The following is an 18,853-nucleotide window of genomic DNA, read 5'->3' as shown; positions in this document are numbered from 1 at the left end:
GTTTTCTTTTATCTTGACAAGAGTTTATTCATTTCGTAGGATTGCGCAAATGATCATAATATGACCAATAACTTATAAACAATTGCGCAGTAATAGGTTTAAAATAGATTGTTTCTGATTCAAGTATAACTCAATAATAAAAATATCTTAAACAGATAGAAACTTCGAAAATGCCTGGTTATTTAAAATTTATTAATGGCTAGGTCTGCACTTTTGGAAAACCTCAGGAAAATAGATGACGGCTTTTGATACAAACCAATATTTACAAGTTGAACGATCATTAATTGATATGGCTGTAGAAAGTTGGCGAATTACACGATTATTTACTCGAATTATAAATAAGCTAGATGCTGGAGAGTCGGGTCGTTACATTAACCAACTACGATACTTTCAAAAAAAGCTTGAAGAAAATCTAGATGCGGCCAATTTGAGAATCGTCAATGTTGAAGGACAGCCCTTCGATCCAGGTATTGCAGCATCAGCATTGAATTTAGGGGACTTTGCTCCTGATGATTCCTTATTAATAGAACAAATGGTAGAGCCTATCATTATGAGCACTGAGGGGCTTAAGCGACAAGGCATAGTTATACTTCGAAAGGTGAGTTTATGAAATATATTGGAATAGACCTAGGCACAACTAATAGTGCTATTTGTTCTTATGATGGTGTATCAGTTACTTTGTATAAGAGTCCAGAACAAAATGATGTTACACCGTCGGCCATATTTGTTGATAGACGAGGTAATAAATATTTAGGGCAGCGTGCCTATGATAATGCTGCTAAAAATCCAGATAATGCTGCTACAAAATTCAAACGAATGATGGGCACAAGTACCCCTATTAAGCTGAGTGCAGTCGATTTGATTTTTACACCAGAAGATTGTTCTGCTGAAATTATTAAATTATGTTTTGGTTATCTCCCTGAAGAAATAAGGAATAGTGATGACACCGGGACAGTAATTACTGTTCCCGCTTCATTTAATCAAATGCAAAAAGATGCCACATTAGCTGCAGCTGAAATGGCAGGATTAGGAAAAATAGCTTTAATGCAAGAGCCTGTTGCAGCGGTTATGAGTGTCATGAAACAAAGAACAGGAGATGGTATTTTTCTTGTTTTTGATCTAGGTGGTGGTACTTTAGATATTGCTATCGCAGAAAGTATTAGCTCAAGAGTCAGTTTATTAGCTCATGGCGGTGTGGCTATGTGCGGCGGAACTGATTTTGATCGAGCGATCCTTGATAATATTGTAAAGCCTTGGCTTTTTACTAACTTCGATTTACCTGAAGATTTAGGTGGTAATCAAAAGTACAAAACCTTATTAAGAATGTGTCTTTGGGCCTCAGAAAAAGCAAAAATTGATTTATCAGCTAAAGATGAAACTGTTATTAGCCTCACAGAAACCGATATTGGCATTGTTGATGAAAGTGGAGCGGAGATTTATGTTGATATACCTTTTACAAGAAATCTCCTTGATGAGTTAATTCAGGAAAAAATAAATGAGTCAATTCATGCTGCAAGAGATACATTGGATAAAGCAGGATTAAGCCCTAATGATATAGAAAGAATTGTATTTGTGGGTGGACCAACTCAGTATAAACCTCTTCGAGATAGAGTTTCCTTCGAATTAGGAATTGCAGCGTCTACAGATGTAAATCCTATGACAGCAGTTGCGGAAGGGGCAGCAGTTTTTGCAGAATCCATCGATTGGGATTCAGAAAGTCGTGGACGAAAAAACGCCAGAGGAACAATAACTACTGGGGGGAAACTTAATCTATCATTTAACTATATTGCAAGAACACCTGATTATAAAGCAACAGTTATTGCAAAATTGGATGGACAAGTTGTTTCTGGGTCAGAATTTCAAATTGATAGTATGGACACCGGTTGGTCGTCAGGGCGTATGAGGTTGGAAGATGGAGCGACGCTCGAACTTAATCTAGCAAAACCTGGGGAAAATACATTCAAAATATTCGTATTTGATGGGAGTGGTGGGTCAATAAGTTTGATTCAAAATAAAATTATTATATCTCGAACTGCAGCAAGCATTGATGCTATCCCAGCTTCACATTCTATTGGTGTAGAGGCACAAGAAAAAATTGGTGGGCGTTTAATTTTAGAATACTTAGTACTTGAAGGTGACCATTTACCTAAAAAAGGGAAAAAGTTTTTTAAAGCTTCAGAATCATTAACGGCTGGAAGTACCGATTCGATAAAATTCAAAATTTGGGAAGGAGGTATATCAGACCCAGTTAGTGATAACCGTTTTATCGGTATGTTCGAAATTAAAGGTTCTGATTTTGAGGAAGGTATGATCGCAGCAGGAGCTGATTTGGTTTGTGAATATGAGGTTTTGGATTCAGGAAATATTGTTATTGAAGTTACTGTTCCGTCTATTGGTGGTTTATTTCACAGCGGACGGAATTTTTATTCTCGTCAAGACGGGCAAATTGACTATACAAAAGCATTAAAGTTGGTTAAGTCGCAATCTAGTCATGTTATGCAGCGTATAGAGGAAATGTCATCAAAGATTAATGAGCCTCGTTTAGATCAAGCACGTGAAAAGCTAAATCGAAATGAAGCACTGAAATCAAATGAAAGTGATCCTGAGACGATTAAGCAGGCTATGGATAATGTTCAAGAGGTCAAGCGGTTACTAGCAATCATACGTAAAGAACATCTAAAAGACATTCGGCGATTAGAATTAGACAACGTCTTAAAGCTCTTTGATGATTTAGTAAGAGAGCATGCTCGACCATCTGAAGAATCTTCATATGATAATCTTGTAAGAACCACCTTACGTGTAATTGAAAATAATGGCGGCGATTTCGAAGCACACATATCGGAACTTCGACATAGAAATTTTGTAATTTTGTGGCGGCAAGATTGGTTTATAATTAATCGATTTAAATGGCTATCAGAAGATACCCATCTATTTGCAGATGCTGGTGAGCATAATCAATTAGTAATTATGGGTACAGAAGCTCTTAAAGCTAATGACATTGAAAAATTGCGTAAGGTTGTTAACAAACTTGATTCAATTCGTATTGATTCTGACGATGAATCAGAAATGATAGCTGGCGCAAATATTGTTAGGGTTTAATATATGGTAATTGATTCCTGGTTACCAAATGGTCTTTTGCTACCTGATGGAAAGAAGTACCAACAAGCACTCTTTGAAGGGGAAGGGTGGCAGATAATAGAAACCAAATGTGGTGTTAGAGTATTACTAGCTGATGATTGTCTATCTTTACGGTGGATAGATTCTGGATTAATTGAACCTAGATCGACAATACACTTTGATTTTGATAATAAACGTTTATGTTTGATCTCATCCAGTTTAAATCAGGCTTTATATCCTGTCTTATCAGGTAAGTCCCCAAATTCAAAAAGTGAAGCACTTTCATTTGCGCAAGCATTTAAGGTAACAAGGGATATTCTGCCGGGAGTATCTCTTCAAGATGCCATATACATCGAGTGTATAAATCGCTTGTTACCAACTTATACCATAAATGATCATATGGATGATGAATTAATTCTAGGAAGCTGGTTGACTGGAGGTGCTAATATTTCGGTCAAATATTTTAGAGGATTGTGTCAGGCATTAAGTTGGCTTGAAGCTACGCATGTTAGGGATATTATAGAAGCTAGTGGATTTGATGTTTCCGAAAATACTATCTCTAACTTGCAAAAGAATTCACTATCTCCGCAAGTATTAATTAATCAAAACTTCTCACGAGATGATCAAGATATAGCACGAGGGGATAATAATAAAAGATTTGAACTACCTGGGCGCCATCAATTAGAAAACTTCATAAATGAACATATCGTTGACATTATTCAAAATAAAGATCGATATAAATTATTTGGAATTGGCTTCCCATCCGCCGTTATACTTCATGGTCCCACAGGATGTGGTAAGACACATGCAGTGGATCAATTAATAGAATTTCTTGGTTGGCCTAGTTTTAAAGTTGATGCATCAACGGTAGCCAGTCCGTATATTCATGAGACTAGCAAAAAAATTGCCGATATTTTTGACAAATCCATACAATATGCTCCATCTATCTTAGTTATTGATGAGATGGAGGCATTTTTAGTAGATCGAGATAGGGCAGATGGACAACATCGAATTGAAGAAATAGCAGAGTTTTTGAAGCGCATTCCTGAGGCAATTAAGAATGAAGTATTAATCGTAGCAATGACTAACAAAATAGATATGATTGATCCAGCAATACTTCGACGAGGAAGATTCGATCATATTCTCAAAGTAGACTATCCCAGTGAGTCTGATGTTTTATCCTTATTAAATAAAATACTTTTATCATTACCAAAAGATGAAAATGTAGATCTGGCCTCTATTGCAAAGATGCTTATAGGCAGACCTTTATCCGATGTAGCTTTTGTAGTTAGAGAAGGTGCACGCTTGGCTGCACGTGCAGGAAAAGACCAATTAAGTCAGTTTCATCTTCTTGCTGCCCTAAATAAATCGCCCTTGCGAGAAAAATTATGAAAAACAATAGCTCACAAGTTCTGTTTGAGGAGAGAAAAATTGGCTATTGAAGAATTCAACAGTGATAAATCAAAGATCGGATTTTCTGGGTTATCATCAATGGTATCTAATATTGAAGTAACAATACAAACAGTTGAATCCCAGACAAATACTCATACTGATATCCCTGAAGGGGAGCATATTGAGCCTATAAGCATAAGTAAGCAAAAATCAATGAAGCAAACTATTCGGCGATTCATGTCTGATCCAATGAATGTTATTGCCCTAATTGTAACATTCGGTATATTATTTTTCTTGTCTCAAGAAAATACAAGTTCCCACAAAATCGCTAGCCAGCCGTCTACAAATAAAACATATGTACAGAAAAAGACTATCAAGCAACAGCAACAGAACTATAGTTCTTTATCAACTTCTACAGCTCGTCCTTCAGAAAAAAAACCTTTCTTGGGGAGGAATAACTATCTTGATACTCCTCAGATTCGGTGGTGTCTTGCAGAACGAATTCGTATTGATGCCGCTCGAGATTCTATTGATAAATTCATCGACTCTAATGTGCAACGCTTTAATGAAATAGTAAATGATTATAATAGTCGTTGTGGTAGTTATAGGTATTATCAAAGAGATTTAAATACTGCTAAATCTGAAATTGAAGCATATCGTAGTGAAATTTTCTCAGAAGGTATTGCCCGTTTTTTAAGGCCATCCGTAAATTCATTGGCAAAAAATAAACCTTTAATCAATGTGTCTTTAATTTTAGAAATTCAGAAAAAGCTCAAAGAGCTGGGATACGATATAGGTACTCCAAATGGGCAAATGGGTATACAAACTAAACTTTCCATTATCCAGTTTCAACATGATGTAGGAGTACAGATGGATGGACTTGCCAATTCCCGCTTGCTAGAAAATCTGAATGCAGAAAAAATAAGAATCATAAGAAACTATAAAATAAATCAAAATCTTAAAATCGCTGCTAAAAAGAGAAAAAATCAATATGAAAATAAGCGGCTTATAACAAAGAAAACAATAGTTTCTCGGATGCCAGTTAATGCGGAGATTGATTACACAGGCCATGCTTGGACATGTAAAAGAGGGTATAAACAAATCGGTTCTGAGTGTGTTTTTGTTAGACTACCCCCTAATTCAGAGATTGATTACACAGGGCATAACTGGACTTGTAAAAGGGGCTATTACCAAACAGGTTCGGCGTGTTCTCCTGTGAAACTACCTTCAAAGGCAGAGATTGATTACACAGGACATAACTGGACCTGTAAAAGGGGCTACTACCAAACAGGTTCTGGGTGTTCTCTTGTGAAACCACCATCAAATGCAGAGATTGATTACACAGGGCATAACTGGACCTGTAAAAGGGGCTACTACCAAACAGGTTCTGGGTGTTCTCTTGTGAAACTACCATCAAATGCAGAAATTGATTACACAGGGCATAACTGGACCTGTAAAAGGGGCTACTACCAAAGAGGTTCTGGGTGTTCTCCTGTTAAACTACCTGTAAATGCAGAGATTGATTATACAGGCCATAACTGGTCTTGTTTACGTGGCTTTAGGCAGTTGGGTCAAACTTGCCAGTCAATATAAGTTAAATTTTAAGCTATTCAAGGGAACTCTCAATTTACAACATTTTGAGTTTGAGATGAATGAACATTAAATATTGAGAGAACCACTAATTGGGGGCAGTATGAGTAATGAAATAGGAAACATAATACCGAATATTTTTGAGCGGAAACGAATTCTTATGAATTCTGGTATACAAAGAAATCCTTTTTTCATTCTAAATGTTAATGTTCGCGATGATAGAAAAAAAATAGTCCAGTTGACTGAAGAAAAATCTTTAGAATTTGATCATTATCTCTGTCAAAAAGCGCGTTCTGATTTAACCCATCCAAGAAACAGATTAAGTGCTGAGTTAGCTTGGTTATCTGGAGTTTCACCAGGGAAAGCCTCATTGCTTATTGAACAGCTATTGAGTGATCCAATGTCCATTCGTTCAGAGTCTGGAATACCTGTTTTAGCACATATCAATCTTTTAGCTTCTGTATTCTATGCTATAGATATAAAAGATGATTCAGAAGATGTTTCGGAATTTATTCTCCAATTCGTATATCTCATTGATCAGATCAAAATTGAGGATGTTATGCGAGATATTAATGAAGATCGTTTGATATCAGGTTTTCCGAAAATACTTAAACAAGAACAAATTGTAGAAGTTCTCGCGGAACAAAACCAATATTACAAAACTGTTATCAAAGATGGATTAAATCGCTTAGATCCTTTATCCCTTATAAAGGTTATTACATCAATAGTAAGCAAAAGTACAAATGATGGAGAAATTCATGCACCTTCTTTGATAGATGAGTTAATAGATAGTTATGAAATAGAGTGCAAAGAGTTTTTGCAGGAGGAAGAGGAGAATATTACCCAACTTATAAAAGTTGCAAAGGAATCTAAGATAGCTAATAAAAACCTTATAGGCCCAATACTCGATAAATTAGAAACGGTGGTGATGAATTGGTCACGAGTAATTTACCCAATCCTAATAAGTGCAAAATCTCGAGGTTTAGAAAATGAATCTATAAATAAAATAGCATATTTGCTTCTGCATTGTGCGGCAGAGCTTGGAACTACTGATTGCGTAAATAGAATTAATTTCCTTGTTAAAGGAGTTTATTCTAACAGTAATGAGATAATGCAACTAATTCAGAAAATTGAAGAAGAGAAACAAAATGAAGAAATAGAGTTTGAGCGTGAGATTTCTTATCAAGCAGAGATTGGTCTTATTAATAAGACAATATTAAGTATATCACCTGACGGGATCATTTGGAAAAATCAACACTATGCACTTGATGCTATTACCCGGATACGCTGGGGAGGAGTTAAGAACTCGATAAATGGAATTCCTACGGGCACAAACTATACAATAGCTTTTGGTGATAACAATTCTGAAGCAATAATTAATTTAAGACGCAGGGAAATTTACTCTACTTTCATTGATAAATTGTGGCGTGCTGTAGGTGTCAGGTTATCCATAGATCTTCTTCACTCACTAAAGGGGGGGAAAGAGTTCAAGTGGGGAAATTCCATAATTAAAGATGATGGAATAACTATTTACAAGACTAAATTCTTCGGGGGTAGTGAGTTAATCTCATGTTCCTGGGATCAAGTTAATGTGTGGAGTTCCGATGGTAATTTTTGTATTGGTATGAAGAATTCTAAAAATACATTTGTAACCTTATCCTATGCTAATGAATCAAATATTCACGTTCTTGAACGTGTAATCGACTATGCATTTACTAAACCTGAAATGAAACTATTAAGTGATGTGCTCTAAAAAGTTGTTATATCCAAATAATGAAATTAAAAGAACTAATCTCATAGAAGTTAATATGAGAAAATTTGGCGCCACTGCCAAAACGTTGTTAGCTTATAATCTATTGGGCTGACTGGGGAATAAATAACATACTATTTATTAATGGGTTTGTATTGTTCAATTACATCCATTATTAAATCAAAAATAGCCTTAAAGAGTGAGAAATTAATTGTGTCTTGTTTAGGTCGTATGATTTTTTCTACTAATACTTGCTTACTATAGTGCCTTTGTGAGTCAAAACCATTACCATTTTCAGGAGAAAATACTTTTTTTCCTAATTTAATTTTTAATACCGATGGATCGAAGAAATTCTCTATTATTAGACTTTGCTCTTTCTTTCCCTGCTGTTTTTTAATCGGTAGTAACACAACATAAAGATTTTCTATAACAGAATAAATAAAGTTTTTGTTCCGATCATAATTTACATTAGGTTTTTTAAATTTATTCTCCAAACATTTCACCACATTGCCTGCTTCATTATCATTATCAAGCAACACAATAATAGGGTTTCGTGGAATCATTTTTGTAAATGCAATATTTTTCTTATAGCTTTCTATAAATTTCTTCAGTGCGGTTGTACCAGCATTGATATGCATAACTTCACTAATTCGTTCTGTAAAATGAAAAAAATCAATTTGATGTGGGAGATGATATTTACTCTCTTTTTTAAGTTGCTTTATTGCCATTTTTAAATAGGCAACATCTGTTTTACCTTCACAGATAATCAATGGTTTTTCAAGCGCAATAAAATAGCGAAAATATAGAAATCGAGAATAAAGGTTAGTTATGTTATGCGGTTCAATGGCTGTCTTTTTGTGACAAGATCCTCCATTACAATGATTTTTTTGTTTTATAAAATATATATATCCCAATATTCCGTTAAGTTGCTGTAAGGTCCCAAACTTAGATTGATCTCCTAATAAAAAAAAACTACCTGTGCTAAATAGAGCATGGCACATTGCTCTAGCGGAACGATAGTACTCATTTTTAACGTTAATTTTTTTATTTACTACGAGACCAGTAACAATTTGTCGTGAAAGCTGGATTTGAAGCCGGGTTTTCAATGGGTTTATTTGAAAACCCGAACGTGCAACAATATTTTCAATATTCTTATTTAGGCTCCATTTTATCAACCCATCTGATTGTGTAGCTAATTTTTCCGACATTTCTTGATTTGTAGATAATGTTATATCATCAACATAGCGCGAATAAGAACATCTATTTTTTTTTGCCCATCGAACTAGCCGTATATCAAGAATATGTGCAATAAGATTAGTTATAATTGGGGAGCACGGACTGCCTTGTGGTAATTCATTTTTGAAACACCCGATTTGCGCAATTAAAGTGGCAACTGCTGGATGCAACCTAAAATCATTATTTTTGATAAAAAAACCACGTACTCGTCCAAAATTAAATGAGCTGAAAAACTCTGATAAATCAAAATTTAATACATATTTTTTATTTTGGTGATTGTGGGCATTAGTATGGATGCCAAAAGAAATAGTATTTTTTCTATTAGAATTAATTTCTGTCTTTTTTCTAAACCCATGCGATAAAGGTCTAGGATTAGGCTGGGGTTTGGAGCCTTCTATTTCTAGAATACAATGTTGGAGTAAATCTGCTAAGGATCTTTGAATATGTTTAAGTCTTTCTTGGGGTGCATTAATTATTCTTTCTCCGCCTGCCTTTTTCGGAACTCCAAATTGTGTGTATTTTTTTTCATCGGGTAATATAAAAAGTGCATATGATAATTGAGAGGCTTTAAGATTTAAAAGGACTGCAAGATCCTGAATAGTTGATGCGGCTTTTAGTCTCTCTAAGTATCCCATATTCCCATCAATGTAATTAAATTAATAAGCTTATGAACACTCTTATGCAATAACAAGTATACCTCTACTAACTGCTGCATACTGAAAGCGTAATGGAAGCAAAGCATCCAACATTGAATGAATATATCGCGAAACACGATAGCAAATCTGTTCATAAGCTAAAATTAATATACTACGGATAACTGCATTATAAAATATCCCTACAGCATATATCTGACATTTATACTGGATAAAAATCATAATTACATCGATTTATCTAACGAGTGAAAGGTCCCATCTTCCTTAATACAATTTTATTTAAAAATCATAATCTATTTTTACAATCTTTAGACGTAATAAACGTATTGTCTCCTAGTATTTCTAAAGAGGATACGAAGTCCGTGTCTTTTTTAATTAATGTAGAAATATATATTAGGCCACCAAGAATTATTGATTTTTCGTAGATGTTAATTCCTGACTTAATTACTAAGCCACCCAGTTCAATTTTTTGTCGTGTATCAGCTCGGCGCTTTTTAAGCTTATCTAAGGCAAGCAATTTTTCACAACGAGTAATCATTTGTTTTTCTTTTTCAATGTCCTCAAGCAGCGCCATGAGATAACTCCTTAGCGAGCTTTAAAAATGCCGAGTCTAATTGTTTAATATCAAATTTATGCAGGCCGTGTTTGTAGGCAAGGGTACCAATTTCAAGTTTATGCTTTTGCTGTAAATGCTCTAGCTTGATTTTAGCCTGTTTGATTCTATCCAAGAGTACTGCTTCCATTTGCGATACTGTCTTCGTAGACATAATCATTTCTCCGCAAATGAGTTAACAGATTCAGCGTACAATGCCAGATCTGTAAAAGCAAGAGGTCTTTATCAATAAATTGAGCGCAGCGAAATTCAAAGTCCCAAAGCGAATAGCAAGGGCGCAATATACATTCTTTCGAATGTTTGCTAAAGTCATTAAAGACAATGATGAAATACTGCTAATGGATAGGTATTTCATTCTTAAAACAGCGACGATGGAGCAGAACATGAAGGATAAGGTTCATGGCCATCGCTTTTGCTCAAGTCTCGATTCATTCACGTGCCAAAGGTCATAGCGCACTTGCTGCCAGTAGCTACCGAACCGCATCCAAACTTTATGATAAACGCACAGGCATTACTTACGATTATTCCAAACGCAATGACATTGTTTTTTCCGAAATTCTTTTGCCTGATGGCAGCTCCCTTGAGTATCAAGATCGCGAATTCTTATGGAATCAGGTGGAGTTAGCTGAGAAACGAAGCGATGCTCAGATTTGTAAGGACATTGTTTTAGCTTTACCTAAAGAGCTTTCTACGGAGCACCACCTCGAATTAACAAAGCGCTTTGCAATGGCTTATTTTGTTGAACAAGGCTTACCTGTTGATTTTGCGATTCATGATCACGGAGATGGCAATCCGCATGCACATATTCTTACGACCACAAGGCGATTGGAACATAATAAATTTTCACGTTATAAAGCACGTGATTTGAATCCTGTCTTTGCCAAACGATTTATCGTAGAACAAGATTATTGGGGTGAGCGTTGGCGAGAATGCCAAAATAATTATTTCATAGAGCATCAACTCGAATTATCAGTGGATTTAAATCACATCATTAGTGAGCGGCATGCGGGTCGATTTCGTAATGAAATGGAACACTACAAAGCAGAAGAAAATCAATTAATTAAATCTGCACGTGTTGAGATTGCACGCTCTAATCCCGAAGTGTTTTTACAAAAAATAATGCAAGCGCACAGCGTATTTACGCGGCGTGACATTGAACGTTTGGTATTTAAGACTTTTGAGCATACACAGCATAGCAATGAATATTTAAATTCAGTAGCTCAGACTTTAGCGCATCATAGCGTGGTTTATTTAGGTAAAAATGAGCGAGGCATTGATTCTTATACGACTCAAGAGCATTACCTGCGAGAGGGGAGTTTATTAAATCATGTAGAGCAATTGTATACGCGCTTTACTCATGTGAGTAATGCCTCACTTGATGCTTTGATTGAGAATTATCAGTTAAATGATGAACAAGCAGAGGCAATAAAATACCTTGCTAAGGGATGCGATATTAACGTATTAATTGGGCGTCCCGGAGTTGGCAAAAGCTATTTATTAAAGCCGCTCAAAGAGCATTATGAGTCCATTAACTATCAAGTCATAGGAACATCCTTATCAGGTAAAGTAGCAAAAGCACTCCAAGCAGAGACAGGCATTCCATCCTCAACCATTGCATCGCTTATTTATCGCTTACGTACTAATCAAATCACATTAACTAAAGAGCATATATTAGTAGTTGATGAAGCTGGGATGGTTGATGTTTCAAGCATGGGATATCTTTTAGAAACAGTAAACAAAGCGGGAGCCAAGATCATTTTAGTGGGTGATCCAGATCAATTAAAACCAATTAATAAAGGGGAGATATTCAGAGGCATTGCGGCGCGAATTGGTTATATTGAATTAGAGCAAATTAAACGACAGCGAGATTTGAACGATAGAAAGGCAAGTCTTGCTCTGGCTTATGGGCAAGTCGCTGATGCGATTAATCACTATTCCTCAAAAGGAGCAATTCACTTTGCTGATGAGTGTGATGAAGCGGTACATGTTCTTATTAACCAATGGCAGCAAAATAAAACCACCGAATCGATTAAAGAACACGTTATTTTAGCTTTTACTAAGGCTTCAGTGGAGTTGCTTAATCTTAAGGCGCGCGTGGTGTTGCAAGAGCAAGGACTCGTTCAGAGAGAGCAGTATGAGTATCGGTCGCAGAATGGGGCGAAAAAAATACAACTGGCCTTAGGTGAGCGAATTCTGTTTCGTCAAAATAATAAGGAATTAGGTATTCGTAATGGAGAATTGGCAATCATTACCCGGATTAATGCGAATGAATTACATGCGCTACTTGATAGTGGAGAAAAGGTCGTCATTCCTAAGACTTATGCCTTTATTGATTATGGCTATGCGTTAACCGTTCATAAATCTCAAGGGATGACGATTAATCATGCCAGTGTGTTAATTGATAGTCCTTATTGGGATAAGAACTTGGCATTTGTTGCGATGACGCGACACAGAGATTCTTTAAATCTTTATACCAGTAAACATCATCATCCTGATTTAAATGCGCTTATTAAAACATTATCGCGCAGTACGACTAAGGATAATGTAATTGACTGGCCATTAGATTTTGCGATGCGAGCAGGATTTGAGCCTGATAGTCTGATTGGTAAAGCGATTAATCGTCTTACACAAGCGGCTCATTTGATTAAAGATAAATGGAATTACATTGTGAATTATGAACGTTATCTTAATAGGCAAAAATTAAATGCCCAGAATAAACACTATCAGCAATCCCGTACTCTTGGCCATAAAATAGCACAACTACTGGATGAGGCTGCCGAGTTGCGAAAACAGTTTAGGCTGGTTGAGAAAGAAGCCGCTCTTCGAGGAAAAAAGCAATTAGAGCATCCTCGTTTTGAAGCCTTGTATCAACAAAGTCTTGAGCGAGATAAACGTGCTGCTCAAGTGGTGAATGAACAAAAGGTACTGACGGGTATTACTCTAAAAGGATTAGAGGTGATAAAACCCTATGCGGAACGTTATGAGCGCTATCAATCCCTAACGACTTTGGCTCAAATACCTATGGGAGAGAGCCTACCAGAGAAACTGGCTGAACAAGTGGCTCAGATTGATATCCAAAAAGACCGATATCATCTTAACTCTGTAGCCAAAGCTTATAATAAGTCTCCTGAAATACTCATCACTCGAATCAAGCAAGTTCAACAACTTCAACGAGAAAAAATTTGGCACATGCTCTGCAAGGAACATCCTGTTTTAGCGCAGTATGAACGGTTAAATGTTCAAAGCGCTAAAATACAGGGCTATACAGGCGAGCAGCATCGTAAACAGCTAGGTGAGACTGCGGCAGCCATTATGACTAACAAAGAGTTGGTGAGCTCCTTACAAAAGAATCTTCCAAAGATTGCGAAGGCGATTCACGAACGGGCGAATCGTTTGAAAGAGCAGGGGCATTCTCTTTAAAAAATGATACCCGACCTGATAATTGGCTCATCTTTATTTTAGGTTTTTCATTATCTATATATTGACCTAAATAATGATTGGCTAGAGAAAGAGATAACGCCACAATGGCAAAAATTAGGGGTGTTATTGGGTTGCTTACCAGAGCTAATGAGAGTGAGGGTAAGACAAATGATTTAAGAATGAATAATGATGTCGATAGAGACAACACCGTGACATTAAGCATTAGCTTTTTATATTGGTGGCCATACAGGGCTTTGGCATGAGCTTCTGTCTTATGTAGCTCCAGGACATGGGCTTCAGACAATGCGTTGTTGGCTAATTGCTCTTTAAATGAGAGTTTAAATCCTTCCAGTTTCGACAGCTCAAGCCAGCCCCGAAGAATAAACATTCCTAATTCAAGCAGTGAAAAAACACAGGTGGTTTTTAAATAACTAGCAGGTAGAAAGGCAGACGTGAGGCTATGCGTATCGATAAATAATTCGAACCATGAATCGGATAGGGTATGTTGGATTTCATCCCATGGTAAAGATTGGTTGCATAGTGGTTTGGCTAGTGAGGCTAGATTCATCAGTAATCTGATGCTATGAAGAAGAATTCCTAAATACTGCATTACCGTGCGTAAGGAGTTGAGTATCACCTCCATAATCGCCCAATGCCCATCTGCTAGTAAAGGTAGGGCATGAGTGATGAGCACACGACATCGTGCGATTAAAATACGAGGCCAAATCGATTGGGACATGCTTTTGCGAAAATGGTGCTCAACCCACCAGCTTCGTTGTTTAGGTTGTAGTTGTTTTACGTATTCGTAGGTTAATGAGCTGATGAAATGCTCTGGTCTAAGCGCTTCATTCTCATCTTCCTCCCCATCGTGCACTCCATGCAGCGAATCAAGCAACCATTCCTCCATAGTAGGCTGCCGGGGTGTTTTTTTCATTTAGGTTTCTAATGCCTCCAGAAAGGATTGTTTAACGGTTATGGGTCGAATAAAGGGATGATGTTGGATTGCCTGTTTTGGAACGGCTACCGGGTTATAACGATGCTGTTTCATTGCCGGGTCTTGGTACCAAATGAATTGGCTTGCTTTGACGGGTGGATGTCCCGTGCGCATAATCAGCATTTGTTGTTCGGGTAAACGCATCACCTCATCAGGACGTAAAAGGGGAATAGCCTGATAATTATAACTTTTCGATTCCGAATAGCCTTGATGTTGGGTACTCGATGAACCTGCCGCAACCTTAACAGTTCTTGTGCCGAGTAATTTACTGACGTATTCCGCATCTTGAAGGTCTTCGGTTGCAAAAGCGATTTTGGTTTTGATGTTGGTAAACGCCTTGGCTTCATCTTGAGAGTATTGTTCATAGGTTTGTGCAATGTATTGCATCATCAAGACACAGCGCACACGGTATTCACGAAGTAATTTAAGTGAGCGTCTGAGCCGTTCAATTCTTCCTAAAGAGGAAAACTCATCGATGAGGCATAATAGCGGGTAGGGTTCTTTAATGGGGTCGGGGATTTCTTTAATCATCACCGAAATGAGTTGTTGCCAGAATAAGGTGAGTAAGGGCGAGAGCCGTTCCATGTCATCATCGGTAAATCCCACATAAATAGTCATGGGTTTGCTGCGAAGAGTGCGCAAATCAAAGTCAGAGTTCCGGGTTGCAGCATCAATGGTCGGGTCGTCAAATAACTCAAAATATCCTGAAAAGGTTTCCAAAATAGAGCTTCTGGTTTTTTCATGATTATTAAGATACGAATATCCATTGCGGTAAAACTCAGGGTCAAGATGCTCAGTTTCTTCGAGTTGTGCTGCCAACCAGTTATCAAATCCAGCTTGTTTGATTAGACGGTTAATTTCACCTAAGGTGGTGGGGCGCTCTGGCGTATCGAGCAAATATAAAACGGCTACTTTAAATAGTTTTCGCGAGGCTTGCTGCCAAATGGGATCGGCTTTTTTATTATCAGGAATTAAAATGTGCGCTATGCGTTGAATATCAGTAAGGCGTTGGACTTTATCACTAGAGATTAAGGATAAAGGATTATACGCATGGGTTAGTCGCGTTTCATTGGAGGGTGCCCAGCAATAGCATTGTTGCCCCAATACTTGTTGTCTGAAGCCTGATGTTGCTTGAAACAAGGTGAGTTTCACATCATTACAGACTACCGAATAGGGGTAATTAAAGAGATTAGGTATGCCAATGCTGCGCGTTTTACCGCTACCCGTTGGTGCAAAAACCAAAACATGTTCAAAGCCATTGGAATACAGAGGTGCCCCGTATTTTTTACCAATAATGATGCTTTGCTCTTCATGTTTAAAAAACGAGGCATTATTGACTTCAATACCATTGGCGAAGTGGGCATTACCGAGCACTTTCTTTTCCGGTCTAAGCCGATTAAATAAAAAAAGGCTTAGCGCGATGAAGCCAACAAGAAACACACTTCCCTCAGTCTTTAAAAAATCCAACCAAAGTTTGTTCTCTTGGTGGCGTTGCCATGCTAAATCCATCAGACCTGATAGGGGTTGTAGTTCATTAAGATAAAGCCAGCCAAATACACCGTATCCTAGTAAAAATAATCCAGCACTAAGTAATAAGCCAACAGAGCCTATCGATGCTAAATAACGATAGAGTCCTTTGTTGAGATAGCCTATACAGCACAGGGCTACTAAGGTGGTGATGGCGAAGGCAATACCAAGTTCACTTAAAAATCCATGATGGATTAATTCAGGAATCACTAATGGCGTGGCAACGTCCAATACTCCTGTCATCAACAAAGCGATTTGACCCGTTGTCTGAAGTGACATGATGAGAAGCAGTAGGTATATTACTTTTTGATTACGCGTGTTTATAATACACCTCCACTAAACGTCTCCCAGAGGCTGTTTTTTGTAGTTGCACTACGATGTCTATTGCCTCATGGAGTACTGCGTAAATGTCGGCTTCCGTCATCCCTGCAACTTGATTTAATTTATAGAGTTGCGCCATGCGCATGAAGGCCACCTTGGGATTGTTCGCATGAATAGTCGCTATTGAGCCGCTATGTCCGGTGGAACATGCAGAAACAAAATCAAAAATCTCTTTGCCTCTGATTTCCCCCATAATGATGCGGTCAGGCCTAAGCCTTAGGGTGGCTTGTACTAAATCCTGCATGCTCAGATGGGATGCTGTGTCTCCTGTCTGTTTTAATGTTTTGAGTCTTACTTGATTAGGGTGAGGACTGTCTATTTCATAGGTATCTTCAAGGGTAATAAGCCGCTCATCCAGAGATATTTCGCTTAAACAGCTGTTTAGAAAAGTTGTTTTTCCTGACGAAGTGCCACCTGAAATAATGATGTTCTTTTTATGGATGATGCCTTCACGAATAAACTCATGCCAATTTTTTGCATCATATAACTCACGCAGGTAAATCTCCCCGCTCGTCTGTATGGACTCATCCAAGCCCACACCTTGTGCAAGAGAGAAAAAGCCTTGCTCGTTGTATTCTGTAAACCGTACCTGCTTTAAAGTAAATTTCCGAATGGAGAGGGTTTCATAAAGAGAGGCGGGCGGAATGACTAATTGCACCCGCGAGCCGTCTTTTAAGTTACCCGATAGAATAGGGGAGTTTTCTGATAGCGTTTGCTTGTTTTCATTAGCAATCAGCGCAAACAATCGGCGTAGATATGAAGTGGTAAGAACAGGTATATTAAACCGCTCTAAAACTCCGGCACGTTCTACATAAACCTCTTGTGGCCGATTAATTAATACTTCAGAAACCTGAGTATCGTTTAAAAACTCATAAAGAGGGGCTAAAAGCCCGGTTGACCCGGGCGAACACTGTGCTTTAAGACCATTCATTTTAACGTGCTCCTGCAACACGGTAAAAATCCAAATCATGGGCGACAAAGATTTTAATCTCAGCCCCTTGATTCGTTTGTAGGGTGGTATTTTGTTGCATGTCTTGCTGTAGTGTTTGATTGGCTGCTTGCTGGAATGAGCCTGCAACATTCATCCGGTATTGAGACATTGAGTTGTATTCATCTTGGCCGTGAACGCCTCCGGTTGCGGAAAAGGCACCTAGGACTGATAGCAAAGCACCACTACCAAAGCGCTCAAAGAAATGACGATCAACGTAATCCGCAGCAACGCCTGAACGGCCTATGGCATCACTGCCCGGGCTGTTTAAAGTAACTTTAACCCCATCAGTTAGTTGAATTTGATTCCAGACGATAAAAATACGGCGTTGGCCTTGAGTGATGGCGGTATTAAATTGCCCAATTACTGACGAGCCTTTGGGAAGCAATAAACGATGCCCTGATAAGGAGTAAATATTTTGTGTCGTGATTGCTTTGACCATACCCGCTAATTCTGCGTTGATGGCTGTTTCTAAGTTTGCAGGGATAAATTCTCCGGCAGGGACTGTCCAATTGGGATGTGGCAAACGCTTGGCAAATACTGTAGTGATGTCACTTTGCTGATTTAAAAACTGTGAGTTCGCATCGTGTCCGGTTAAGGTATTGTTTTGTTCTTTGGTGTTTTTTGATGTACTGGTTGAGGACTCCGTGCCATTGGTATTAAAAAAGGTGGACGGTGCATTCATCCGTGCTAAGGTTTCTTTGGACACCGAATTTTGAGTAGCATTTCGCAATTTCGGCGGATAATTAGGATTACCGCCTTGATAGCCGCTTTGCGATTTGTTTTGTTCTTTTAATGAAGCGATTAACTCAAGATTTTGGTTTAGAGCATAGGCTGAGTTTTGTTTTTCTCGTTCTTCTAAAGCCTGTGAACTATGGGACTTGGGCAAAAAACCACTTAAAGCAATTGCAGCGCACAGGGCAATCATACCAATCCATAGAATACGGTCTTTCCATTTCATATGACTGTCTTTTTTAGCCACTTTAATTCTATTGCCTACACCTTCAGGCGTTTGGTTGTCTGATGTCATTGAGGTCTCCTGTTTGCAGCAATGCGATTAATTTCTTGAGTATTAAATACGGAAGTTGTGAGCCGTCCTTGACGCAGAGTAAATTGTGGGGCTAAACGATGAACTACGATGTATTTGCCTTCTCGGCGGGTATTGACTGTAGACTCTTTGCCATTGGCATTG

Annotated in this window: 13 protein-coding genes; 6 read left to right on the top strand and 7 right to left on the bottom strand. The window is 37.9% G+C overall.

Translation table 11 applies throughout. The annotated features are described in order from the left end of the window. Positions 1–235 precede the first annotated feature (235 nt). The 5 genes from LOX96_RS16770 to LOX96_RS16750 all read left to right on the top strand — a co-directional run bounded on the left by LOX96_RS16770 (position 236) and on the right by LOX96_RS16750 (position 7,852). Positions 236–610 (top strand): hypothetical protein, encoded by a 375-nt coding sequence (locus LOX96_RS16770; protein ID WP_250420640.1) that lies wholly within the window; start codon positions 236–238, stop codon positions 608–610. Beyond that, complete coding sequence (locus LOX96_RS16765; protein WP_250420643.1) at positions 607–3,099, top strand: Hsp70 family protein; 2,493 nt, start codon at positions 607–609, stop codon at positions 3,097–3,099. The genes LOX96_RS16770 and LOX96_RS16765 overlap by 4 nt, the downstream gene beginning before the upstream one ends. Positions 3,100–3,102: 3 nt before the next feature. Then, positions 3,103–4,509 carry an ATP-binding protein gene (locus LOX96_RS16760; RefSeq protein ID WP_250420646.1) on the top strand — a complete coding sequence of 469 codons (1,407 nt, stop codon included), beginning with the start codon at positions 3,103–3,105 and terminating at the stop codon, positions 4,507–4,509. Between the two features lie 39 nt (positions 4,510–4,548). After that, positions 4,549–6,102, top strand: coding sequence for a peptidoglycan-binding domain-containing protein (locus tag LOX96_RS16755; protein WP_250420648.1), 1,554 nt, complete (start codon positions 4,549–4,551; stop codon positions 6,100–6,102). A gap of 100 nt (positions 6,103–6,202) precedes the next feature. Further along, positions 6,203–7,852 (top strand): hypothetical protein, encoded by a 1,650-nt coding sequence (locus tag LOX96_RS16750; protein WP_250420651.1) that lies wholly within the window; start codon positions 6,203–6,205, stop codon positions 7,850–7,852. A 131-nt stretch (positions 7,853–7,983) separates the two neighbouring features. Here LOX96_RS16750 and LOX96_RS16745 read toward each other — a convergent pair whose 3' ends face one another. The 3 genes from LOX96_RS16745 to LOX96_RS16735 form a co-directional block, all read right to left on the bottom strand. After that, a complete protein-coding gene (locus LOX96_RS16745; RefSeq protein ID WP_250420654.1) occupies positions 7,984–9,720 on the bottom strand; it encodes a retron Ec67 family RNA-directed DNA polymerase/endonuclease in 1,737 nt (578 codons plus the stop codon). A 304-nt stretch (positions 9,721–10,024) separates the two neighbouring features. Next, positions 10,025–10,312, bottom strand: a complete 288-nt coding sequence (locus LOX96_RS16740) for a conjugal transfer protein TraD (RefSeq protein ID WP_250420657.1) — start codon at positions 10,310–10,312, stop codon at positions 10,025–10,027. Next, positions 10,299–10,505, bottom strand: coding sequence for a hypothetical protein (locus LOX96_RS16735; protein ID WP_250420659.1), 207 nt, complete (start codon positions 10,503–10,505; stop codon positions 10,299–10,301). The genes LOX96_RS16740 and LOX96_RS16735 overlap by 14 nt, the downstream gene beginning before the upstream one ends. Positions 10,506–10,750: 245 nt before the next feature. Here LOX96_RS16735 and traA point away from each other — a divergent pair, with 245 nt between their 5' ends. Further along, positions 10,751–13,771, top strand: coding sequence for a Ti-type conjugative transfer relaxase TraA (traA, locus tag LOX96_RS16730; protein WP_250420662.1), 3,021 nt, complete (start codon positions 10,751–10,753; stop codon positions 13,769–13,771). Here the strand turns inward: traA and LOX96_RS16725 are convergent. From LOX96_RS16725 to LOX96_RS16710, 4 genes are read right to left on the bottom strand one after another with little or no spacing between them, the layout of a single operon-like run. Continuing rightward, positions 13,668–14,705, bottom strand: a complete 1,038-nt coding sequence (locus LOX96_RS16725; protein WP_250420665.1) for a hypothetical protein — start codon at positions 14,703–14,705, stop codon at positions 13,668–13,670. The two genes, traA and LOX96_RS16725, sit on opposite strands and share 104 nt — an antisense overlap. Continuing rightward, a complete protein-coding gene (locus tag LOX96_RS16720; RefSeq protein ID WP_250420668.1) occupies positions 14,706–16,571 on the bottom strand; it encodes a type IV secretory system conjugative DNA transfer family protein in 1,866 nt (621 codons plus the stop codon). It abuts the gene before it with no gap. A 31-nt stretch (positions 16,572–16,602) separates the two neighbouring features. Further along, on the bottom strand, positions 16,603–17,604 hold the full coding sequence (gene virB11, locus LOX96_RS16715; protein ID WP_250420670.1) for a P-type DNA transfer ATPase VirB11: 1,002 nt from the start codon (positions 17,602–17,604) through the stop codon (positions 16,603–16,605). Between the two features lies 1 nt (position 17,605). Beyond that, on the bottom strand, positions 17,606–18,691 hold the full coding sequence (locus LOX96_RS16710; protein WP_250420672.1) for a TraB/TrbI/VirB10 family type IV secretion system protein: 1,086 nt from the start codon (positions 18,689–18,691) through the stop codon (positions 17,606–17,608). Positions 18,692–18,853: the final 162 nt, after the last annotated feature.

It is taken from the genome of Legionella maioricensis, from assembly GCF_023618015.1.
In the GTDB taxonomy this organism is placed as follows: Bacteria; Pseudomonadota; Gammaproteobacteria; order Legionellales; family Legionellaceae; genus Legionella; species Legionella maioricensis.
The sequence above is the reverse complement of the archived record's forward strand: the minus strand, read 5'-3'. Positions and strand labels throughout refer to the sequence as shown.